Here is a 22201-nt window from a genome sequence, read left to right as displayed (position 1 = left end):
CAACTTACGTTGCGGCGCGAGTGAGGCAAGGATGTCGGCACCGGGCGAGGCTGCGGTACGGGCATGGCCGCATGCCGCCTCCCTGCGCCCGGCGCGATCGAGATCAGATCCGCGCCTCCAGGATCAAGTTGAAGGGCGTTTCGGCGGCGCGGCGGAAGCGCGTCAGGCCGCCTTCGCGCGCGACCTTGCGCAGCCTTGCTTCGCCCGCTTGTGCACCCAGCGCCAGGCCGACCTCCTGGTCGAGCGAGGCCGGTGTGCAGATCATGGTCGACGCCGCATAGTAGACGCGACCGACCGGATTGAGATTGTCTTCGAGGCGGTCGCCCGCGAACGGCTCGACCAGCATGCAGGTGCCGTCCTTGTCCATGGCTTCGCGTACGTGGCTGATGGCGCCGACGGGATCGCCCATGTCGTGCAGGCAATCGAAGAAGCAGACGAGATCATAGCCTTCGGCCGGATAGGTCTTGGCCGAGTGAACAGCGAAGCTGACCCGGTCGCCCAGCTTGGCCTCATTGGCCGCCTTTCGCGCGGCCTCGATCGAGCCCTCGTGATAGTCGAAGCCGTAGAACCGGGAGTTCGGGAAGGCGTTCGCCATCAGCCGCGTCGAAACGCCATGCCCGCAACCGACATCGGCGACCTTGGCGCCGCGCTTGAGCTTGTCCACGACGCCGTCGAGCGCGGGCAGCCACTCCTGCACCAGATGATGCATGTAGCCGGTGCGGAAGAAGCGGGCGGTGCCGCAGAACAGGCACTCGCTCCGTCGGTTCCAGCCGACTCCCTTGCCGGACTTGAATGCATCCGTAATTTTCGGCTCGTCGAGGAACGCCGCGGCAATGACATTGCCGACTGCGCCGAGGAACACCGGGCTGTCCTCGTCGGCAAGCGCCATCGCCTGCTCCGGCAACATCGAGAATTTTCCTGAAGCGGTATCATATTCGACGTAACCAGAAGCCGCCTGGCTCGACAGCCACTCGCGGACGTAGCGTTCGTTCGTTCCGGTGGCGCTTGCGAGTTCGGCAGAGTTCATGGGCCCCTTGGCGGCGAGGGCGCGATAGAGGCCGAGCTTGTCGCCCAGCAGGACCAGCGATGCGTTCATCGCGGCCCCGACCTCGGTGATCATCTTGCCCATAAAGGCATTCAACCTGTCGGAATTGACCTCCATGACGTCCTCCATGCTGTGTCGGGCATTTTCAAAGGTCAGCGCAAACTGCGCATTGCTGGATCGCACGAGGCTCTGGCGATCGCGATGACGGCTCGAGCTTGCGCGTCCTCTATTTGGGTCAATCCGGCGGATGGGAGGTTCAATTTGTCAGGAATACGTGACCCTGGAACCGGGGCCGCGGGGATCGCCATTGCTTCGCTGGCCATCGCGATATACCGAGGGTATAATTTGTGAGCATTTTGACGGTAGCCGGAATGTCCAGCCTTGCAGGTTCTTGCGGTCTCGCAGCTCTCTTCGCTGTGCTTTGCCTCGGCGGAGCGCCTGCTCATGCGCAAGTTGCACCCTTGAGGTATTGGATACCGGGCGGACCTTTCGGCTTTGGCGGCAGCGATGGCCAGAGCTCCGAAAGTTACGGCAATTTTCCAGGCTTCAATGCCAGCGACGCAGGCGGGCGCGCCAACTTTGCGAACGGCTTCTTCGTCGGTAGCCAGCGTGGCAACCTCAATTGGAGCGGTCTCGGCCAGGCTGGACAGGCCGGCAATTTCAACGCGCTCTCCTATGACAGCACGCAGTTCGGCTACAACACCAAGACGGCGGGCGGCATGCCCGTCACGTTCTTTGCCGGCTTCGACACGCTGAAATACGGCAACGGCATTGGCAGTTCGCTTGCGCCGCTCACCTCCGGCGCCGCGCCCGGCTACGGCGCGTTCGCGGGGGTCGAATTCAAGCCGACCCCCAACCTCAGCCTGTCGTTCGGAGCCGGGTTCACCCAGCAGGACTCGGGCCGCATGGACAGCGATATCAGATCGAACATGCTGCCCGGCGAGTCACCGGCGCTCGGCGGCCTTCGGCGCTAGGAGACTATTGCGTCGGCCGCATCACCAGTTCCGGGGCGCGGCGGAGCGATTTCGGCAGATCCGGCCCGGCTCCGAAGCGCATCACGATATCGGGACGCCGCTCGCCGAGTCCGAGCGAGGTTGCGAACTGCGGCCTTAGTGTCGCCACCTCGATCGGCTGGTTGACGAAGGAATATTTGAGCCCGAGCGCGGTCGCCTGCAGGGCGAACCGCTGGCAGGCACGGCCGACCGCAATCCAGTGCGACGTGTCGCTACGATCGGCGGCAAGCACGACGACACCCGCGGAGCTGTCGAGCTCGGCGCGGTATTTCCCGCTCTCGCCGCTTTCGGTGAAGAAGAACCTGAGCAGCGGTCGCGCGATCCATGCCGGCAGGGACGGGCTTCCCGAGGCCCGCGAGAACAACCCGTCCATGGTCGCGACCGCATCGGCCTCGTTGAAGCGCATCCAGCTCACGAGCTCGCGCATGAAGGCCTTGTCGCGCATTTGCGCGGCATTGCCTTCGAGCACGTAGTTGGTGATCTTTGCGATGGCGGCGCGTTCGGTCATCAGGATTGCCGAGACGTTCGGCTCCCGGCAGGCGTTCTCGAGCTGGCGCAGAATGTCGGGCGCCACCGGCTTGCCGTCGAAGGCTGCACGGGTGCATTGCCTGAGGGGAATCGCGTTGACGAGCGCCGACGCTTCGGGGCGCGCTGGCTCCAGCGCGATCCGGACCTTGTCACCGTCGACCATCGGGTTCGCGCGCCAGCCGAGTGCTGATGCCGCGAGAACGAGGTTCTCGGCGGCGCAGCCGAGGCTGACGAAAAGGTGGTGATCGTCCGGATCGACCACCGGACAGCGGCGCGAGAAATCGGGCGCAATCAGGATTTCATTGCCGCGGGCGGAGAAGATCCAGGGCTGGGTGTTGTGGCTGTTGGCGGCGAGCGTGGCAAAGCGCACGAGCTCGCGGTCCCGCGGCACCGGTTGCAGCGGCGCTCGCGACGCTCGCACCGTTTCCTCATAGGTCGTCGTCGCCGCAGCCGAGGGGCGGGCGGTGATTGCCGCCGCGGAAAGTCCGAGCGCGGTGGTCATGAGTTGTCGCCGGTCGATCGCCATCATCCGCTCCACGGCCCTTTCGCCACGACGCTTCTAGCGTCCCCGGAAGCTCGGGCGGTTGACCGGTATCAAGGTTCGGATCGGCCGCGGATCAATCTGGTGAGGCGCCCGCGGCGGGCCGTCCCACGAGGCTTGCAGCTACCGCGCAAACCGCGCCACCAGCTCGACATGCGGCGTGTGGCGGAATTGGTCGACCGGCACGACGCCGTCGATCCTGTAGCCGCCGTCGATCAGCAGCCGTGCGTCGCGGGCGAAGGTTGCGACGTTGCAGGACACCGCGACGATGACGGGCACCGTGCTCGCGGCGAGCTTCAGTGCCTGCGCCTGTGCGCCCTGGCGCGGGGGATCGAACACGACGGCGTCGAAGTCGCGCAGCTCCTGCGGCACCAGGGGGCGGCGGAACAGGTCGCGCGGCTCGCACCTGATCGGCTTCAGGCCGGGTGTGCGCGCGGCCTTTGCCAGCGCGGCAACTGCGCCGGCATCGCTATCGTAAGCGGTGACGCGCGCCTTCTCGGCGAGCCGCAGTGCGAAGGGCCCGACACCGCAGAATAGGTCGAGAACCTCCTTGGCCTTGCCGACGCGTTCGGCCACGAGAGACGCCAGCGTCTCTTCGCCCGCGACGGTTGCCTGCAAGAACGAGCCCGGCGGCAGCGTCACTTCAGTGCGGCCCATCTTCACCGTCGGCGGCAGGCGCTGCAGCACCAGCTCGCCATGCCGCGTCAGCCGCGCGAGGCGATGCTGCTCGGCGACGCGCGACAGCGCCGTGACCAGCGGCGTCGGCAGCGGGCCGGAGCCGCGCACATCGACATCGAGGCCGTTGGTGGTGGCGGTGACCTGGATGTCGAGCGGCTTCGTCACCGGCATTTTGGACGTGAGCGGCTCGGCCAGCGCCCAGGCGGCATCGAGCGCGCCGTCGAGTGCGGGATCGAGGATCGGGCAGCGATGAATCGGGATGACGTCGTGCGAGCTCGCTGCCGAGAAGCCGACCTTGAGGATGTCATGCGTGCCGAACCGGCCGTGCAGCGTGACGCGCCTGCGCCCCACGCCATGGGCATCGACCAGCGGCGCGACCTCGCAATCGATGCCGGCCTGCGCCAGCGTCTCGACCACGATGCTGCGCTTCCAGGCATGATACGGCTCGGCCGCCCAGTGCTGGATCGCGCAGCCGCCGCAGATGCCGAAATGCGGGCAGAACGGCGCGACGCGCTCGGGGCTTGCGACGTCGACCGCCAGCAGCTTGCGGCGGTCGGGATGGTTGCCCGCGACGTGGTCGACCTCGACGGTCTCGCCGCCGAGCGCATACGGCACATAGATCGCTTCGCCGGCGCCGAGCGCGACGCCGTCGCCGCGATGGCCGACGTGATCGATCCTCAGGCGCTCAACCACGGCGCGCGCCCAGGAAGAATTCGATGTTGCCGTCGCCGCCGGTGATCGGCGAGGGGAACACCGCGATGTCGGTGCAGCCGAGCGAGGCGGCAAAGGCCGCGATGTCGTCGCAGATCTGCTGATGCACGGCGGCGTCGCGGATGATGCCCTTCTTGTTGTGCTTCCGCTCGGCCTCGAATTGCGGCTTGATCAGCGCCAGCAGGCTCATCGGCGCGGCCGCCAGCGACAGCGCCACGGGCAGCACGGCCTTCAGCGAGATGAAGCTGACGTCGATCACGACGACATCGGGCCGCGCCGGCAGGCGTCTGCCTTCATAGGCGCGGATGTCGGTCTCCTCCATCGACACGATTTTCGGATGATCGCGCAGCGAGGGATGCAACTGGCTGGTGCCGACATCGATGGCGAACACCAGGCTTGCGCCATTGGCCAGCAGCACCTCGGTGAAACCGCCGGTGGAGGCACCGACGTCGAGGCAGACATGGTCCTCGATCTCGATCGGGTAGCGTTCCAGCGCGCCGGCGAGCTTGACGCCGCCGCGCGACACGTAGGGGTGCGCGGGCTCGGCCTGGATCACCGCATCCTCGGCGATGGTCTCCGACGGCTTCGTCACCTGCTTGTCGTCGGCAGTGACGAGGCCGGCCTCGATGGCCGCGCGCGCCCGTGCCCGGCTCTCGAACAGGCCGCGCTCGACCAGCAGAATATCCGCGCGTTTGCGGGAAGGGGACATCACGCTCTCATGAGACGATTCTTGGAACGATTCTTGGACCGATTCTTGGGACGATTGATGCGCTTATGGTGCAATCAATCGCGCGGCCGCCATCCGGACGCAAGCCTCGAACGCGGCGAGATCGTGCCAGACGTCGATCGGCATCGTGGCCGGCGTCACCAGCGGGCAGCCGTGCAGTTCCAGCGCATAGATCATCATGAGGTTGTCGACGAGGCCAAAATCCTCGACCGTCAGGCCCTGCGCATCGACCAGCCGCCCGTCCTCTGACGTGACGTCCACGAAACGGCCGACGCGGTCGGCATAGGTGGCGCCATCGTTGGAATAGGCGAGACACAATTTACGGCGCCCGGCCATGTAGCCAAGCTCGTAGACGGTCCCGGGATCGGCGCCGGCACCGCGGAACGGCGTCAGGTTGGCGATGATGGCGTCGGCCGCATCCATCATCGCCTCGTTGCCGCAAAAGATCTGCCGCGAGGCGTCGGGGGCGGTGAGGTCGATCTCGTTGTCGAGAGGATAAAGGCCGGTGAGCCCGAAGCGCTCGCAGATCTCGGCCTTGCGCCGGCCGATCTCGACCGCATCCGGCAGGAACACGTCGGGGCCTGCCAGATAGATTTTCATGGGGGACTGCTCAGAAGAAATCAGGCGAGCTGCAAACCGCGGCGAAAACTGCGCTCCCTCCCCCGCCTGCGGGGGAGGGTTGGGGAGAGGGTGTCTCGACAATCGAGAGCCCCCTGGAGGAATAAGCCCTCACCCGGATCGCTTTCGCGATCCGACCTCTCCCGTAAGCGGGAGAGGTGAAACCAATCAAGCCAGCTTGACCGTCTCGGTCTTCACGTCCTTGCCGAGCGCCTCGAACACCTTGGCGACGATGCCCTTGGCGTCGAGACCGGCACGGGCGTACATCGCGGCCGGCGTGTCGTGGTCCTGGAACACGTCGGGCAGCACCATCGTGCGGAACTTGACCATGCCGCTGTCGAGCGCACCCTGGTCTGTCAGGAACTGCGCGACGTGCGAGCCGAAGCCGCCGACCGAGCCTTCCTCGATCGTGATCAGGATCTCGTGGTCGCGGGCGAGCTTGAGCACCAGCTCGGTGTCCAGCGGCTTCATGAAGCGCGCGTCCGCAATGGTGGTCGAAAGGCCGTGCGCGGCGAGCTCGTCGGCTGCCTTCTCGCATTCGGCGAGGCGGGTGCCGAACGAGAGCAGGGCGATCTTGCTGCCCTGGCGGATCATGCGGCCCTTGCCGATCTCGAGCGGAATGCCGACCTCGGGCATCTCGATGCCGCGGCCTTCGCCGCGCGGATAGCGCAGCGAGCTCGGACGGTCGTCGATCGCGACCTGGGTTGCCACCATGTGCACGAGCTCGGCCTCGTCGGCCGCCGCCATGATCACCATGTTCGGCAGGCAGCCGAGATAGGCGTTGTCGAACGAGCCGGCATGCGTCGCGCCGTCGGCGCCGACGAGGCCGGCGCGGTCGATGGCGAAGCGGACGGGCAGGTTCTGGATCGCGACGTCATGGACGATCTGGTCGTAGCCGCGTTGCAGGAAGGTCGAGTAGATCGCGCAGAACGGCTTGTAGCCTTCGCTCGCAAGACCGGCGGCAAAGGTCACCGCGTGCTGCTCGGCGATGCCGACGTCGAAGGTGCGGTCCGGGAACGCCTTGTTGAAGATGTCGACGCCGGTGCCGGACGGCATCGCCGCGGTGATGGCGACGATCTTCTCGTCCTTCTGCGCTTCCTTGACGAGGCTCTGGCCGAACACGTTCTGGTAGGCGGGCGCGTTCGGCTTGGCCTTGGCTTGCGTGCCGGTCGCGACGTCGAACTTGACGACGGCATGGTACTTGTCGGCGGAAGCTTCCGCCGGGCCGTAACCCTTGCCCTTCTGCGTCACCACGTGGACCAGGATCGGGCCTTCCTCCATGTCGCGGACGTTCTTCAGCACGGGCAGGAGGTGGTCGAGGTTATGGCCGTCGATCGGGCCGACGTAATAGAAGCCGAGCTCCTCGAACAGCGTGCCGCCGTCCATCATGAAGCCGCGCGAATATTCCTCGACGCGGTTGGCGCGGTTGGCGATGATCTTGGGCAGGCGCTTGTTGATCTGCTTGGCCGCCTCGCGCAGCGTGCGATAGGTCTTGCCGGAATACAGGCGCGACAGATAGGCGCTCATGGCGCCGACCGGCGGCGCGATCGACATGTCGTTGTCGTTGAGGATGACGATCAGGCGCGAGTTCATCGCCCCGGCATTGTTCATGGCCTCATAGGCCATGCCCGCCGACATCGCCCCGTCACCGATGACGGCGATAACGTTGTTCTTGCCGCCGGAGAGGTCGCGTGCCACGGCCATGCCGAGGCCGGCGGAGATCGAGGTCGAGGAATGTGCCGCGCCGAACGGATCGTAGTCGCTCTCGCTGCGCTTGGTGAAGCCGGACAGGCCGCCGCCGGTGCGCAGGGTGCGGATGCGGTCGCGCCGCCCGGTGAGGATCTTGTGCGGATAGGCCTGGTGGCCGACGTCCCAGATCAGCCGGTCGCGCGGCGTGTCGAAGACGTAATGGATCGCGGTGGTGAGCTCGACCACGCCGAGACCCGCGCCGAAGTGACCGCCGGTTACCGAGACGGCATCGATGGTCTCCTGCCGCAGCTCGTCGGCGACCTGGCGAACCTGCTCGATCTTGAGCTTGCGCAGGTCGTCCGGCGTCCGGATGGTGTCGAGAAGCGGCGTCTTACTGTATGCGTTCACGGCGATTTCCAATTTGTCAGCGCCGGAAGGTCGTTCCGGTGCGCGATGGGTTTGCACAATATCGGCGCAGCGCGAGTCCTTAAACCGTCGGAGCCACCTGCATGGGGCAAGGCCCCGTCTTCAAGCTTAGGTGAGCTTAAGTGCGCTCCGGTTCAGTCTCTGTGATCCCTGTCACTTAGATCGGCTTCGTCCGTCCCAGCCAATTTCATTAGCAATTTGAAGCACTTGTCGTCGGTAATCGATGCCTAAGCAAGGCTAACAAAAAGCCACACTCCGCGCAGCTTTACACCAAAGCTTGGGCCAAAGCCAACCCGCTGGGGCGATTACGGGCATGCGCCTGCAACCCCCGGGCCAGAGTGGTTAACTGCGGCGCCCGCGGCGGGGTTCCTGCCTTGCCCGGTTCCCCGGCAGGATTTTCGGCGAGAGGAGGGCTATTTTCCGCTCGATTCGCGGGGCCGAATGGCCCCGGCGGGGGAATTCTTCGATCTCGGTGCCCGACCGCCCGCCCCATGAGCACACACAGCTGCGTGCGATCATGAAAAAATTGCAGGCGTCCGATGCCGAAAGAGGCTTGGTCGGGGTCCCTTACTGGACGTCGAGCGGTGCGGTGCCGGTGGCCTGGCCGCTCGCATCCGTGGTGATCTTGTCGACGCGGGCTTCGGCCTGGCGCAGCAGTTCCTCGCAACGGCGCTTCAGCGCTTCGCCGCGCTCGTAGATCGTCACGGATTCCTCGAGCGGCACCTTGCCGTCCTCGAGCCGCTTCACGATCGTCTCGAGTTCCTCGATCGCGCGCTCGAAGGTGAGCCTGGAGACGTCGACTTGGGTATTTTCGGCCATATCCGTTTCCGATTGCCCGATTCGCTTGCCTCGCAGTGAAGGCGGGTTTTGCGGGCTTAATGTGGCGGGCGTCGTCAGGCGCCCATCAGGGCGCCGACATGCGCCGTAACAGATTCTTTCAGTCCTTGCAGGTCATAGCCGCCCTCGAGCACCGAAACAACGCGGCCTCCGGCGGTCCTGTCGGCAAGGTCCATCAGCTTGCGCGTCACCCAGGCATAATCCTCCGCGCGCAGATTCAGCGAGGCCAGCGGATCGCGATAATGTGCATCGAAGCCCGCAGAGATGATGAGGAGCTCGGGGCTGAATTTTTCGAGCTGCGGCAGAATCAGGTTCTCGAAAGCGCTGCGGAATTCCGGGCCACCGTCCTCGGACGCCAGCGGCGCGTTGACGATGGTGTCGTGGTCGCCGCGTTCGCCCTTCGCGCCGGTGCCCGGAAACAGCGGCATCTGGTGCGTCGAGCAGTACATCACCGTGGGGTCCGACCAGAAGATGTCCTGCGTGCCGTTGCCGTGATGCACGTCGAAATCGACGATGGCCGCGCGCGTGATGCCGTATTTGCGCTGCGCGTGACGCGCGGCGATCGCAACATTGTCGAAGAAGCAGAAGCCCATCGGCTTGCCGATCTCGGCGTGATGGCCGGGCGGGCGCACCGCGACGAAGGCGTTGCGGTGCTCGCCCGCCATCACCGCTTCGGTCGCCGCGACCGCGCCGCCGACGCCGCGCATCACCGCTTCCCAGGTGCCCGGCGACATCGAGGTGTCGCCGTCGATATAGACGAGCCCGCTGGACGGCGCGATGTGGCGCAGCTCGGTGACGTAGTGCTCGTTGTGGCAGAGCGTGACGAGATCGAGATCGCCCTCCGGCGCCTGGTCGCGGACCAGGAACTGGAAGCGCTCGTGCGACAGCGCTTCCTCCACTGCGCGCAAGCGGTCCGGCCTTTCGGGATGTCCCGGCGGCGTGACGTGGTCGAGGCAGGCCTTGTGGGAGAGGAGAAGCGTGCTCATCAGGTCGGGCTCACTGGGAACGGGCTCTTGACGTCGCTTGGCGCATCCGGCGCCAAAACGCAATGCAAAACGCAATCTATGCGCTCCACCGGGAATGGCAAACGGTTGTCCCGTTCCGGCCCGTTTGATCCGGATCAATTCACGCGCAGGATGCGGCTCAGCGGCAACGGGCCGATCGGCCCGTGCGCCTGGAAAAACGCGAACAACGCGTCGGCGTCGTACCCGCCATATTGCGGCGCCGTGCCCTGTCTGGCGACCGTGAAGCCGTCGCCGCCGACGGCGAGGTAATCGTTGAGGGTGACGCGGTAGCCGCTTCCGGGCTCGATCGGCCTGCCGTTGAGCGTCATCCTCTCGGCCATCACGCGTTCGCCGAACGGCTTCGACGCATCCCAGGCGTAGCTGAACCCGTTCGACACCTGGAGGATTCGCGGCCGCTTCGGATCGAGCCATTGCTGCTCCAGCATCACCTTGAGCTGGTTGCCTGTCAGCGTCATGGTGACGAGGCGGTTGCGGAACGGCTGGCTCGCGAACAGCTCGCCGAAGGACACCGCTCCGTTCTCCTTCGGAACGATATCGGTGCGGATGCCGCCGGGATTGGTGAGCGCGATGACAGCGCTGCCATTCATGGCCTCCTTGGTCGCGGCGAGCTGCGCGTCCGCGATGACGTCGCCGAGCGGGCTTTCACCGGCTTCGTTCGGAATGCGCGACAGCGTCTGCGTCACCGATCCGGCCGGGCGATTGGCGATCGGCGCGGCGAGCTTGTCATAGGCCTCGATCAGCGCGGTCTGCTCCGCGTCCTTCGCCAGCGAGGCATTGGCGACGATGACGTTCTCGGCCTTGGCGGCGACGATGTCGCGCGTTGCCGGATCGAGCTTGAGATCGATCGCCGTGACCAGCGTGCCGTACTTGTCGCCGCTCGTCACCAGCCGTCCGTCGATATTGCAGACATAGGCGCGATGGGTGTGGCCGCTGACGACGACATCGACGGCGCGATCGAATTTCTTCACGATCTCGACGATCGGCCCCGAAATGCCCGGGCATTCATTGTGGTCGCCGGCAGGCTCGCCACCTTCGTGGATCAGCACGACGATCGCTTCCACCCCGCGCGCCTTCAGTTGCGGCACCAGCGCATTCACCGTTTCGGCCTCGTCGCGGAATTCGAGGCCGGCAATGCCCGAGGGCGACACGATGCCGGCGGTGCCTTTCAAGGTCAGCCCGATGAAGGCGACGGGAATGCCGTCGAACTCACGGATCTCATACGGCGGCAGCACGCTTTGACCGGTCGCCGTCTCCACGGTGGAGGCGGCGAGATAGTGAAATTTGGCGCCCGTGAAGGGATGCGGTCCCTGGCAGCCGTCGACCGGATGGCAGCCGCCGTTCTGCATCCTGAGCAGCTCGGCCTTGCCCTCGTCGAACTCGTGATTGCCGACCGAGGTGATCGCGAGCCCCATCATCGAGAGCGCTTCGACCGAAGGCTCGTCGTGGAACATCGCCGATAGGAACGGGCTCGCGCCGATCAGGTCGCCGGCGGCCACGAAGATCGTGTTCTTGTGCCCGTCGCGCAATTGCTTCACCAGCGTCGCCATGTACTCGGCGCCGCCGGCCGCCACCATGACCTTCTTGGCTCCGTCCTCGGGATCGTTGATGCGGATGCCGCCGGGCGGCGGCCGCAGATTGCCGTGGAAATCGTTGATCGCAAGGATGCGCAGCTCGACCGGCGCGGCGGTCTGGGCAGAGGCGGGCAGGGCGGCGAGCGCAAGGGCGAAAATGGTCAGGCGGAGAAGATGTCGCATGGAATAAGATTAGTCGTTGCGCGCGAAGATTTCACGAAGGTTCTCGTCGCGCCCCGGAATGACGACCGAGGATAATCGACCAGCGCTCGCCGTCACCGCTTTTTCCTGCTCGCAAACGCGTTGAACGCAGCGATAGCATCGTCCGACTTCAAGCGCTCGCCGAACAGATGGGCCTCCTGGTCGATGCGGCGGGTGAGTTGCTCCGGCGGGGCACGCAGCAGCTTGCGCGAGGTCGCGACCGCCTCGGCGGGCAGCCGGCAGATATCGCGCGCCACCTTGCGCGCCTCGACCTCGGTGTGCCCCGGCGAGACCACGGTGTTGACGAAGCCGGCGGCGTGCGCCTCCGCGGCGGTGAAGGTCCGTCCCATCACCAGCATCGCGAAGGCGCGCTGGTAACCCATCGTGTTCGGCATCAAGAGGCTGGCGGCGCCGACCGGCACCAGCCCGAGATGGATATAGGGCGCGGAGAAGGTCGCCGCGTTCGAAGCGAGCACGTAGTCGCAATGGAACAGCATCACGGTGCCCATGCCGATCGAGGCGCCGTCCACGGCCGCGATGATCGGCTTGACGTTGAGGGCGAGCGAATAGAGAAACTTGGCGCCGTCCGAAAGCGTCTCCGGGCGTGCCGTGTCGGCCTTCAGAAAATCGTCGATGTCGTCGCCGGCCGTGAACACGCCGGAGCCGCCGGTGATGATCATGCAGCGGATATCGGGGTTGTTCTGCGCGGTGTCGATCGCGCGGCTCATCTCCCGATACATGTCCTGCGTGATCGCGTTCTTCTTGCCCGGGCGGCGCAGGGTGATCACGCGCGTTCCACGCTCTTCGGCGACGATGATATTGCCATTCGGCATGATGACCCCCTGCGGTCGCCGCGACGGCTTGCCGCCGGCGAGTCTCGCAAGCATCAGCCTACATCATCTTGCAGACGTGCCAATCCGCCCGCTCGGCCTTTTCGACGACGATTCCCTTGATCCCGGCGCATGGCGCCGCCCGTCGCGGCGGTATTCCGTCCAGGGAACCATGATCGGCTGGATCGCACCGGCGCACCGCTCATGGGATCATTGCGCATTGCAACAAATGGCTACAATGTTTCATTTGAAAAACCGGTGGTTGTGGTGCACGATCGTGCCGTTCCATTTGGCCGATTGCTCGATTGATGATTGCCGCGACGAGTGTCGACGAATCCTCGCTGCATTATCGCGGCTGGCGCGTTGTGCTGGCCTGTTTCCTGATGGCCTTCTTTATGTTCGGCTTCGGCCTCTACGGCCAGGGCGTCTATCTCGCCGAGCTTCAGCGCGCCCATGGCTGGCCGGGCACGCTGGTCTCCGCGGCCAGCACCTTCTCGTTTCTGCTGACCTCCGTCCTCGTCATCTTCACCGACGATCTGCTCGCCCGTATCGGGCTGCGTTCGCTGATCCTGTGCGGCCTCTCGGCGCTCGGCGCATCGACCGTTCTGCTGGCGCTGATGCAGACGCCCTGGCAGCTCTATCTTGCCTATGCGCTGATGGCGGTCGGCTGGACCGGCATGGGCACCGTGGTGATCGCGACGGTGCTGAACTCCTGGTTCGATCGGCGCCGCGGCCTCGCGCTCAGCCTCGCCTTCAACGGCGCGACCTGCGGCGGCATCGTCCTCGTTCCGCTGTTGCTGTCGCTGACCGCCAGCATCGGCTTCCGCTCGGCGATGCTGGCGGCCACGACGGTGATGGTGCTGCTGGTGCTGCCGGTGGTCGTCGGCTTCATCGGCTGGCCGGCCGGGCTGCCGCTGGCATCGGGCGAACGCCCCGCCGGTGGCGGCACGCCCGCGCCGGCCCATTCCCGCAAGGCGCTGCTCGCCAACGCGGCGTTCTGGACCATGGTGCTGCCGATCGCGATCGCGCTGCTGGCGCAGATGGGCTTCATCGTCCACCAGGTGACATTCCTCGAACCGCTGATCGGGCGCGCCAGCGCCGGCCTTGCCGTGACCATCATGGCCGCGATGGCGGTGGTCGGGCGCCTGTCGCTCGGCCTGTTCGTCGACCGGCTCGATCCGCGGCTCGCCTGCGCGGCGTCGATGACGAGCCAGGCGGCGGCGCTGTTCGTGCTCCTGCAGAGCACGAGCCCGACGGCGCTGCTGGTGTGCTGCGCCGTCTACGGCTTCTCGATCGGCAACATGATCACGTTCCCACCTTTGATCATCCAGCGCGAGATCGGCTCTGCCGCCTTTGCCGCCGCGATGGGCCTGGGCACGTCGATCAGCGGCGTCGTCAGCGCCTTCGGCCCGGGCATCGTCGGCCTGGTCCGCAGCCTGACCGGCAACTACACGACGGCGTTTGCGATGTGTGTGGCGCTGGATCTCATCGCCGCGAGCATCGTGCTGTGGCGACCGGGGAGGCGGGCGAAGCTCGCAGCTTCATAGCCTGGATGGAGCGAAGCTCCAGGATGACCGACTGTGGGCCAACTGCGTCCCCAACATTCGGTGTCATCGCCCGACTTGATCGGGCGATCCAGTACTCCGAGACGTCCGTAGTTCACCGAGAGGCCGCGGCGTACTGGATTCCCCGCCTTCGCGGGGAATGACAGCGGGGAGGAGGGTAGACTACCCCAGCAACACCGCATCCGCCGCCGCGACCGACTCCGCGCTTTCCGTCACGGTGCGCTCCAGCCCGGCCGCCTGCACCGTGATGTTCTCGGCGAAGAAGCGGGCGAGCGAGACGTAGCGCTGTGCATCGGCAAGGCCGTCGCTCTTCGCGGCGAGCGCCTCGGACGCCAGCATGCAGCCGCCGAGCGTGGCGCCGAACTGCTGCAGATACGGCGTTGCGCCGGCAAGCGCCTCGTTCGGCGCGGACGTGACGCGCTCCAGCAGCCACTTGCTGGTGCGCGTCAGCGCGTCCAGCGCTTCGCGCAGCTTTGCGCCCGTGGTGCCGAAAGCGGGGTCGTTGGAGGCTTCGACCTGCTTGACGACGGCCGAGAGCTCGTCGAGCAGCGCCCACACCGCGGCGCCGCCATTGGCCGCGAGCTTGCGCGTGACGAGGTCGATCGCCTGGATGCCGTTGGTGCCCTCGTAGATCGCCGTGATGCGGGCGTCGCGATAGTACTGCGCGGCGCCGGTCTCCTCGATGAAGCCCATGCCGCCATGCACCTGCACGCCGAGATAGGCGACCTCGTTGCCGATATCGGTGGAATAGCCCTTGGCCATCGGCGTCAGCAGCGCCGCGCGCGCCGCCGCGTCAGCGCGGACCTTTGGATCCCTGGCGCGGGTCGAAACGTCGATTGCGACCGCGGTCGCGTAGCAGATGGTGCGCGCCGCCGCGGTCTGCGCCCGCATCCGCATCAGCATGCGCTTGACGTCGGGGTGGACGAAGATCGCGTCCGAACCGTCGCCCTTCTTGCCGACGGCGCGGCCCTGCTTGCGCTCCTGCGCGTAGGACAACGCCTGCTGATAGGCGCGATCGGCAACGCCGACGCCTTCGAGGCCGACGCCGAGGCGGGCCTGGTTCATCATCGTGAACATGCAGCGCATGCCCTGGTTCTCTTCGCCGATCAGGAAACCAATGGCGCCGCCATGGTCGCCCATGGTCATGGTGCAGGTCGGCGAAGCATGCATGCCGAGCTTGTGCTCGACGCCGCTCGCAAAAATGTCGTTGCGTGCGCCGAGCGAGCCGTCGGCATTGACCATGAACTTGGGAACAAGAAAGAGAGAAATCCCCTTGGTGCCGGCGGGCGCGTCCGGCAGACGCGCCAGCACGAAATGCACGATGTTGTCGGTCATGTCGTGCTCGCCATAGGTGATGAAGATCTTCGTCCCCTTGATGCGATAGGTGCCGTCGGCCTGCTTTTCGGCGCGGGTGCGCAGCGCGCCGACGTCGGAGCCGGCCTGCGGCTCGGTGAGCTGCATGGTGCCGGTCCATTCGCCCGAGACGAGCTTCTCGAGGTAGATCGCCTTCAGCTCGTCGCTGCCATGCGCATCCAGCGCCTCGATCGCCGAGGCCGTCAGCAGCGGGCACAGGCCGAAGGCGACGTTGGAGGCGCTCCAGATCTCGGTGCAGGCGGCGTTGATCGCAACGGGCAGGCCCTGGCCTCCGAACGCTTCAGGCCCGGACACCGCGTTCCAGCCGCCCTCGGTCCAGCGCTTATAGGCATCGGGCCAGCCCGGCGCAGTCGTGACTTTCCCGGCGTCGAGCTTGATGCCGTGCTCGTCGCCGACACGGTTGAGCGGCGCCAGCACGTCGGTGGCGAACTTGCCGGCTTCCTCCAGCACGGCGGCCACGATGTCGGCGTCGAAATCGCCGTAATGGCCGGCTTCCACGGCGGCCTTCAGGCCGGCGCCATGATTGAGCGACAGCAGCATGTCAGAGATTGGCGCGCGGTAGGTCATGGCTCACTCCCGTGGACAGATGTTGGCGCCGTCTTCCCATGAAACGCCGGAGGTCTCAACTGCCCGGACGCCGGCCGCCGGACGGCTCCGGCCCGGAACGGGCCTTCGTCCCGGGCGTATAATAGAGTGTGGCGCGGCCGGTCCCGGAAGCTGTGGTATTTTGCGCCTTCAGGCGGTTGAAATGCCGCGCCGCACCCTATAGACCGGCTGCGACCGAAGGGAATCTGCGGTAGCCAGTTCTTCCGCCGACCCCGGGTCGCCTGTTGGGGCGTAGCCAAGCGGTAAGGCAGCGGATTTTGATTCCGCCATTCGGAGGTTCGATCCCTCCCGCCCCAGCCAGCGCTTCCGACCAGCCTGAAATCGCGCACGAGGCCGGCCTGGCCGGGGAACTGCTGCACGGCTCTGCGACACATTGCTGCTGCACGGGGTGTCGTTCGAGATGGCTTTCCACACCTTTCGCCGGGACGCGGTTATGTCTAAGGGGAAAATCGCGATCCGAAGGTTGCAGACAGAGCGACGCAATTCGTGGCACGATATGTTGCAGCATCTGGCGGGCCTTGCGGGTAAGCAAGGTTTGCGTCGAACTCGGAGCGGTTGATGAGGTTTCGGTCCGTTCTGAAGGCCGCTCTCGGGCTCGCCCTGATCTGTCCGGCGGCAAGCGCGTTGGCCGCTGAGGCCGATGACGACAGCGACGGCGACAAGAAGCCGGCCGTGCCGACGATGTACCTCGATCTCAGAACCTATTACGCGCAAATCCCACAGGGATCCTTGGCGTTTGGCTTTGGTCATCCCTCCTTCTTCAATGCGGTGCCAACGCTCGCCGGATCGAACGGCGCTGCATTGTCGACCGGATTGCCGGCAGCAAAATCACTCAACGTCGATCTTCCGTTTACGATCGATGTCACCGATCGCGTCTCGCTCTACGCCGGCGTGTCCGGCAGTTCCACGCAGTTTGCGGGCAGCGGATGGTCTTCGTTTGACATCACCAGTTGGAATATCGGTTTCCAGGCCGACATCTACCAGCAGAATGGCGGGAATTTCCCGACCGTGACGCTGCAATCCACGATCACCCAATCCGTTCCAAACGGCCCACTGACCGCAACGTCTTTCAACAACATTCTCGAGTTCGATTATGCTCTGGACAAGGACGAGACTCGCGGCTTTCTCGTAGGCATCCAGCACACACGCGTTGATGTGGGCAGCGCAGCGGTGAGAGTTAATCCAAATACGATCGGTTATGTCGGTGGCTATTATCAATGGCCGAATAACTGGAAGTTTACGGGGCGCGTTGGGGTACAGTCGTTCGAAGGCGCCCAGCTTCTGAACCTCGCGCCGATCCAGTCGTTCACCCAGCCCATCGTGCGACTCGATCTGGACCGCATGGACGACAATGACAACCGACTGTTTGGCTTGACCGCCGAGATCATGTGGCTGCCGAAACCGGCGTACCAGCTCACGCTCAGGACGCCACTATACGCGGTGCGCAACTAGCCGAGCGGCAGAGTCTCGCTAGTCGGCTATTGCTTGAGCTGCTTGATGAGATCTTCAATCTCGCGATTGCCTGGCATCAAGCGCGAGAGTTGCTCGGCATAGCCCAAGGCAGAGGCGGAATCACCTTTTTCGCGGCTCAGCGCGAGTGCCGCAGATAGGGTGTCTCGATCATCCGGATGCGCTTGCAAGTTGGTACTTAGAACGGCAAGGGCGCGGACATTGTTCTGGTGCGATCGTTGACCTGCATCAAAATGTCGTGCTCTTCCACAACATATCCTGCCAACCTAGCGGTCGGTCTGTCAGGAAGGTTGCGATTATGAAATCCATAACACGCAGAACTTTTGCCTGCGGAATTGCTCTGCTCCCGTCTTTCCGTTCCGCGCTTGCGCGCGCACAAGCCGCGGTCAGTCCCACCGAAGCCCGCGCAATTGCCAAGGAAGCCTATGTCTACGGCTACCCAATGGTGGATAGCTATCGCATCCAGCATGCCTATTTCGTGGATGCCAAGAACCCCGAATATAAAGCGCCATGGAACGAGCTCCGTAACTTCTCTCGTGTCTTCACCCCGGAAGACAAGGCGGTGCAAACGCCCAACTCGGACACACCCTACTCTTTCCTCGGCATGGACTTGCGGGCCGAACCCATCGTGCTCACCGTTCCGGTGATCGAAGAGGAACGGTATTTCAGCATTCAGCTCATTGACGCCTATACTTTCAACTTCGACTACATCGGGAGTCGTAGCACCGGCAACAATGGCGGTAGCTTCCTCATCGCCGGACCTAATTGGCAAGGCTCAACCCCGAAGGGGGTGACGAAGGTTTTACGCGCCGAGACCGAATTTGCGCTGGCTGCGTACCGCACGCAACTTTTCAACCCTGGCGACATCGACAACGTGAAGAAGGTGCAGGCCGGCTACAAGGTGCAGACGCTTTCGGCTTTCCTTGGCGCGCCGGCGCCGAAGGCCGCCTCCGCGAGCGATTTCATCAAACCGCTTACGTCCGACACCGAAAAGACCTCGCTTGAGTTTTTCAACATCGTCAACTTCCTCCTACAGTTCTGCCCCACGAACCCCTCCGAGAAGGAACTGATGGCGCGGTTCGCCAAGATTGGCGTTGGGGCTGGCAAGAACTTCAACGCAAGCAATCTCACGCCTGAACTGAAAACTGCCATTGAGCAGGGTATGGCTGATGCTTGGCAGGCATTGGCCCAACTGCAAAAGCGAATGGATGCTGGGGAAGTAACCAGCGCCGACACCTTCGGCAGCCGAGCATATTTGAAGAACAACTACCTTTACCGCATGGCGGCTGCCGTGGTGGGCATTTACGGTAACTCCAAGCAAGAAGCGATGTATCCGCTGTATCTCGTAGATGCGGACGGTCAGAAATTCGATGGGGCAAACCGTTACACGGTGCGCTTTGCACCGGGCCAGTTGCCGCCGGTAAATGCCTTCTGGTCACTTACGATGTACGAACTGCCGTCGAGCCTGCTCTCGGCCAATCCAATTAACCGCTACTTGCTCAACTCGCCGATGCTGTCACAGTTCAAGCGCGATGCGGACGGCGGAATTACCTTCTACATCCAAAACGAGGCTCCGGCAGCAGACAGGCAACCCAACTGGCTGCCCGCACCCAAGGGTGGCTTCTTTGTCGTTATGCGTCTCTACTGGCCGAAAGCTGAGGCGCTCGAAGGGAAGTGGAAACAGCCGCCGATGCAGCGAGCAGTTTAGTTTTCGTTCCTGCCGCCGAGGCATTGCAACGTCTGTTATTGGGCCCTTCCGCGACTTCCGGCGACGTCGAAAACGCCCTGGTTATGAGTACACGGCTTAGCCGAGCCGCTGATCCTCATCGCCAGCCTCTATTGCTTGAGCTGCTTGATCAGATCTTCAATCTCGCGATTGCCGGGCATCAAGCGTGAGAGTTGCTCAGCGTAGCCCAAGGCAGATGCGGAATCCCCTTTTTCGCGGCTCAGCGCGAGGGCCGCAGAAACTGATTCACGATCGTTGGGATGCACTTGCAAGCTGGTCCGTAGAACGGCAAGGGCGTCATCGCGGCGGCCAGAGGAGTGTAGCCCCACGGCATAGACGTAAGCATAGCGCGGTTGACCGGGGTCCAGCTCCGCTGCTTGACGCAATTCACCGAGCGCCTCATCGGCGCGCTTTTCCCGCACGAGCACGAGGCCGAGCGCGTGGTGAAGTGAGGCATTTTGCCCGGACTTGGTCAGGGTCTCGCGAAGAATGCGTTCGCCATCGCTGTCGCGCCCAAGCTGCCGGTAGAGATCGGAAAGATTGATGGCGGCAGGCGGGAACGATGGATCAAGCCTGAGGGCCGCCCGATATTCGGCCTCGGCTTCGGCGGCACCGGCCTGTCTTGCAAGGAAGTTGCCGAGCGCAGCCCGGGCGTCCGGGCGATCCGCATTCAATTTCTGCGCCGCCACGAATTCGGCGGCGGCTTGCGTGAACTTGTTGCGATCGGCGGCCGGCTGGCGCGATGGCGGAACGGAGGCAAGAAGCTCGGCGGCGCGGATGCGCACGCCGCGCACCGGATCGGTCAATTGCGCAGATGCGAGCGTCCAGAGCTGGTCGGCCGGAATGCCCTCCAGCGCATCGAGCGCGCCCAATCTCACGAGTGGATCGGGATCGGAGAGAGCGCGACGGATCAGATCGGCGTCGGGAGCGGGCAACTCGGCCAGCGCGCCGGCGCGGACTATCCCGGGAGCGTCATTCGCGACAACGGCCGAAAGGAGAGCCTGCGCGTCGGCCGCTTCGCTCCATGCCGCATGAAATGCCCGCGCATAGGCCTGAAAACCCAGGCGCTGCGGACCGAACCAGGTTTCGACCTGTCGCGCCGCCCATGCGGCCGGCTTGTCGCGGTGGCAGTCGTTGCAGGCATTCGGTGTGCCAAGCTGCACGGAGAGATCGGGGCGGGGGATGCGGAAGCCGTGGTCGTGGCGGCGATCGACAACCATGTAGCGACGTTCCGGCATGTGGCAGGAGGCGCAACCTGGCGGCGGCGATACATTGGCATGCTGCCGGTGGGCGGCAGCTTCATACTTGGCCGGCGCATGGCATTGCGCACAGACGCCATCGCCGGGTGCTTTGAGTGCCGCACTGTGCGGATCATGGCAATCGCTGCAGGTGACGCCCTTGGCGAACATCTTGCTCTGCTTGAACGAGGCGTAGTTGTAGGTCTCCTCGTCGTCGCGCATCTGGCCGTCGGCATGGAAGCTTTGCCGGTCGAGCAGCGACACCCGATGGGTTTCCGACAGGGACTTGCCCGGCCTCCAGTCTTCGGAGAACTGTCCGCGTCGCGCGTGGCAGCGCCCGCAGACCTCGACTTCCTTGCGCAGCGTTGCCGGAGGCGCGCTGCGCTTCGGAGTCATGGTTTCGGCATCGGCTGACCAGGTGATGCCCGAGCGTTCGTCGAATCGGACAAGCAGGCCATTGTCCGGGCCGCGCGCTGCAGGCTTCTGCTGCGCCCATGACACATGTCGCGAGCCTGCGCCGTGACAGGCCTCGCAGCCGACGCTGATCTCGGAGAAGCTGGTCGCGAACCGGTCCCTCGCGGCGTCGTAATTCTTGTGCACGTTCGTCGAGTGGCACTCGGCGCACATGAAATTCCAGTTCTGATTGAGCCTGGTCCAGTGCAGGGGATCGCTGCTGGTGACGGCAGCATCCGGATAGAGATGGAACCAGCGCTGCCCGCCCTGATCTTTGGGGCGCGTGTCCCATGCAATCGACAGAGCCTGGATGCGCCCATCGGGGAATTCGATCAGATATTGCTGCAGGGGATCGACCCCGAAGGCGTATTTCACCTCGAACGTCGCAAGCTTGCCGTCCGGCCCGTCTGTCTCGATCAGAAATTTCCGGTCCTTGCGGAAGAAGCGCGAGCGTGTGCCGGCATATTCGAACGCGGCGTCGTTGAAGTCGCCGCGGACCGACGTGTCGGTCGCGTGATCCATGGCGTGGCGATGTTGCGAGCTTTGCCACAGCCGCGTCTCCGCCTGGTGGCAGCCGCTGCACGCCTGACTGCCGACAAAGCTCAGTTCTGCCTCGCGGGTCGGCGGAGACGAGATTTCGGACGTCTTGAACCAGGAAAGCCCGCTTGCGAGCAGAAAAAACAGCGCACCCGACCCGATTGCCAGCAGCGCGGCAGTTCGCAGGCGGAATGTCGGCGCGGGGCGTTGAGCAGGAGCCGAACGACCTTGTTCAGGCCGGGCCTTCGTGGGGGCCTGCTGACGCCTGCGGCTCTTTCGAGAACCCTTCGTCACGTCCGATCACCCATCGCGTGCTGCGCAGGAAGATTTACATGCGAAGGTCGTTGTCGTGAAGGGCAATTCGGGTTTCGCGAGCGAGGTCGATGAGCGAGGCGCAGAACATCAGGAGCGCGGCCATGAACAGCATCGCAACGCCATATTCGTGGGCCACGTTGAACAGCGCACTGATGAAGGCAACGATGATGATGAGGGCGGTGAGGATCGCAGAGAGGATGGAGCAGAACAGCGACCTGTTCAAGAGCGACGCCCGGTGCCGCAGCCGGGGAATATCCGTCTTGAGGTAAGCCTTTGAGGCATCACCATCGGTGATGCCGTGAAGAAATTGGGCCCGGTCGACCACCCGGTTGATACGGGAAACGAGGACCGAGATGAAGGACGCGACGGCTCCCAGCAGGAAAGCCGGAGCCGCCACGTTGCCGATGATCCGTGCCAGCTGGTCGATCGAAGGCGTTACCGGTATTAACTGAACCACGTTCTCCATCTTCGCTCGAT

The 22201-nt window shown here is 64.5% G+C and carries 19 protein-coding genes and 1 tRNA gene; 6 read left to right on the top strand and 14 right to left on the bottom strand.

Features of this window, described 5'->3' with window-relative positions:
- Positions 1 to 103 precede the first annotated feature (103 nt).
- Positions 104 to 1162 carry a class I SAM-dependent methyltransferase gene (locus tag AB5K84_RS33940; RefSeq protein WP_028175341.1) on the bottom strand — a complete coding sequence of 353 codons (1059 nt, stop codon included), beginning with the start codon at positions 1160 to 1162 and terminating at the stop codon, positions 104 to 106.
- 254 nt (positions 1163 to 1416) lie between these two features.
- Here AB5K84_RS33940 and AB5K84_RS33935 point away from each other — a divergent pair, with 254 nt between their 5' ends.
- Positions 1417 to 2019, top strand: a complete 603-nt coding sequence (locus AB5K84_RS33935; protein ID WP_038965885.1) for a hypothetical protein — start codon at positions 1417 to 1419, stop codon at positions 2017 to 2019.
- A gap of 4 nt (positions 2020 to 2023) precedes the next feature.
- Here AB5K84_RS33935 and AB5K84_RS33930 read toward each other — a convergent pair whose 3' ends face one another.
- The 9 genes from AB5K84_RS33930 to AB5K84_RS33890 all read right to left on the bottom strand — a co-directional run bounded on the left by AB5K84_RS33930 (position 2024) and on the right by AB5K84_RS33890 (position 12443).
- Positions 2024 to 3088 carry an Acg family FMN-binding oxidoreductase gene (locus tag AB5K84_RS33930; RefSeq protein ID WP_236842201.1) on the bottom strand — a complete coding sequence of 355 codons (1065 nt, stop codon included), beginning with the start codon at positions 3086 to 3088 and terminating at the stop codon, positions 2024 to 2026.
- A gap of 162 nt (positions 3089 to 3250) precedes the next feature.
- Complete coding sequence (locus tag AB5K84_RS33925; protein ID WP_011085434.1) at positions 3251 to 4498, bottom strand: class I SAM-dependent RNA methyltransferase; 1248 nt, start codon at positions 4496 to 4498, stop codon at positions 3251 to 3253.
- A complete protein-coding gene (locus tag AB5K84_RS33920; protein WP_038965884.1) occupies positions 4491 to 5225 on the bottom strand; it encodes a TlyA family RNA methyltransferase in 735 nt (244 codons plus the stop codon). Before AB5K84_RS33920 ends, AB5K84_RS33925 begins: the two co-directional genes overlap by 8 nt.
- A gap of 63 nt (positions 5226 to 5288) precedes the next feature.
- Entirely contained in the window at positions 5289 to 5843 is a 555-nt protein-coding gene (locus AB5K84_RS33915) for a nucleoside 2-deoxyribosyltransferase (RefSeq protein ID WP_011085436.1), read from the bottom strand.
- A gap of 186 nt (positions 5844 to 6029) precedes the next feature.
- Positions 6030 to 7958 (bottom strand): 1-deoxy-D-xylulose-5-phosphate synthase, encoded by a 1929-nt coding sequence (dxs, locus tag AB5K84_RS33910; RefSeq protein ID WP_028175335.1) that lies wholly within the window; start codon positions 7956 to 7958, stop codon positions 6030 to 6032.
- Positions 7959 to 8543: 585 nt separating this feature from the next.
- Positions 8544 to 8795, bottom strand: a complete 252-nt coding sequence (locus AB5K84_RS33905; RefSeq protein WP_008132970.1) for an exodeoxyribonuclease VII small subunit — start codon at positions 8793 to 8795, stop codon at positions 8544 to 8546.
- Between the two features lie 74 nt (positions 8796 to 8869).
- Positions 8870 to 9799: a histone deacetylase family protein gene (locus AB5K84_RS33900; RefSeq protein WP_011085438.1), complete on the bottom strand. Its 930-nt coding sequence runs from the start codon at positions 9797 to 9799 to the stop codon at positions 8870 to 8872.
- A gap of 134 nt (positions 9800 to 9933) precedes the next feature.
- Entirely contained in the window at positions 9934 to 11592 is a 1659-nt protein-coding gene (locus tag AB5K84_RS33895) for a bifunctional metallophosphatase/5'-nucleotidase (protein ID WP_011085439.1), read from the bottom strand.
- 92 nt (positions 11593 to 11684) lie between these two features.
- A complete protein-coding gene (locus tag AB5K84_RS33890; RefSeq protein WP_011085440.1) occupies positions 11685 to 12443 on the bottom strand; it encodes an enoyl-CoA hydratase-related protein in 759 nt (252 codons plus the stop codon).
- A 129-nt stretch (positions 12444 to 12572) separates the two neighbouring features.
- Here AB5K84_RS33890 and AB5K84_RS33885 point away from each other — a divergent pair, with 129 nt between their 5' ends.
- Positions 12573 to 12749 (top strand): hypothetical protein, encoded by a 177-nt coding sequence (locus AB5K84_RS33885; RefSeq protein ID WP_157839390.1) that lies wholly within the window; start codon positions 12573 to 12575, stop codon positions 12747 to 12749.
- On the top strand, positions 12749 to 13987 hold the full coding sequence (locus tag AB5K84_RS33880; protein ID WP_011085441.1) for an MFS transporter: 1239 nt from the start codon (positions 12749 to 12751) through the stop codon (positions 13985 to 13987). The genes AB5K84_RS33885 and AB5K84_RS33880 overlap by 1 nt, the downstream gene beginning before the upstream one ends.
- A 180-nt stretch (positions 13988 to 14167) precedes the next feature.
- Here AB5K84_RS33880 and AB5K84_RS33875 read toward each other — a convergent pair whose 3' ends face one another.
- Positions 14168 to 15946 (bottom strand): acyl-CoA dehydrogenase, encoded by a 1779-nt coding sequence (locus AB5K84_RS33875; protein WP_011085442.1) that lies wholly within the window; start codon positions 15944 to 15946, stop codon positions 14168 to 14170.
- 264 nt (positions 15947 to 16210) lie between these two features.
- Between AB5K84_RS33875 and AB5K84_RS33870 the strand changes: the two genes are divergently transcribed.
- Positions 16211 to 16285 (top strand) — tRNA-Gln (locus AB5K84_RS33870).
- A 258-nt stretch (positions 16286 to 16543) separates the two neighbouring features.
- The gene (locus AB5K84_RS33865; protein ID WP_011085443.1) at positions 16544 to 17437 is read left to right on the top strand and encodes a hypothetical protein; all 894 of its coding nucleotides are present in this window, start codon (positions 16544 to 16546) and stop codon (positions 17435 to 17437) included.
- Between the two features lie 26 nt (positions 17438 to 17463).
- On the opposite strand, the gene AB5K84_RS33860 is transcribed toward AB5K84_RS33865, so the two are convergent.
- Positions 17464 to 17625: a hypothetical protein gene (locus AB5K84_RS33860; RefSeq protein ID WP_162494068.1), complete on the bottom strand. Its 162-nt coding sequence runs from the start codon at positions 17623 to 17625 to the stop codon at positions 17464 to 17466.
- A gap of 128 nt (positions 17626 to 17753) precedes the next feature.
- Here AB5K84_RS33860 and AB5K84_RS33855 point away from each other — a divergent pair, with 128 nt between their 5' ends.
- A complete protein-coding gene (locus AB5K84_RS33855) occupies positions 17754 to 19163 on the top strand; it encodes a DUF1254 domain-containing protein (RefSeq protein WP_038965879.1) in 1410 nt (469 codons plus the stop codon).
- Positions 19164 to 19291: 128 nt separating this feature from the next.
- Here AB5K84_RS33855 and AB5K84_RS33850 read toward each other — a convergent pair whose 3' ends face one another.
- Both AB5K84_RS33850 and AB5K84_RS33845 read right to left on the bottom strand, forming a co-directional pair.
- On the bottom strand, positions 19292 to 21703 hold the full coding sequence (locus AB5K84_RS33850) for a tetratricopeptide repeat protein (protein WP_011085445.1): 2412 nt from the start codon (positions 21701 to 21703) through the stop codon (positions 19292 to 19294).
- A 34-nt stretch (positions 21704 to 21737) separates the two neighbouring features.
- Positions 21738 to 22190 (bottom strand): DUF2721 domain-containing protein, encoded by a 453-nt coding sequence (locus AB5K84_RS33845; RefSeq protein ID WP_049832581.1) that lies wholly within the window; start codon positions 22188 to 22190, stop codon positions 21738 to 21740.
- Positions 22191 to 22201: the final 11 nt, after the last annotated feature.

Origin of the sequence: Bradyrhizobium sp. 1200_D9_N1_1 (assembly GCF_052075915.1) — a bacterium.
GTDB classification, from domain to species: Bacteria; Pseudomonadota; Alphaproteobacteria; order Rhizobiales; family Xanthobacteraceae; genus Bradyrhizobium; species Bradyrhizobium diazoefficiens.
The sequence above is the reverse complement of the archived record's forward strand: the minus strand, read 5'-3'. Positions and strand labels throughout refer to the sequence as shown.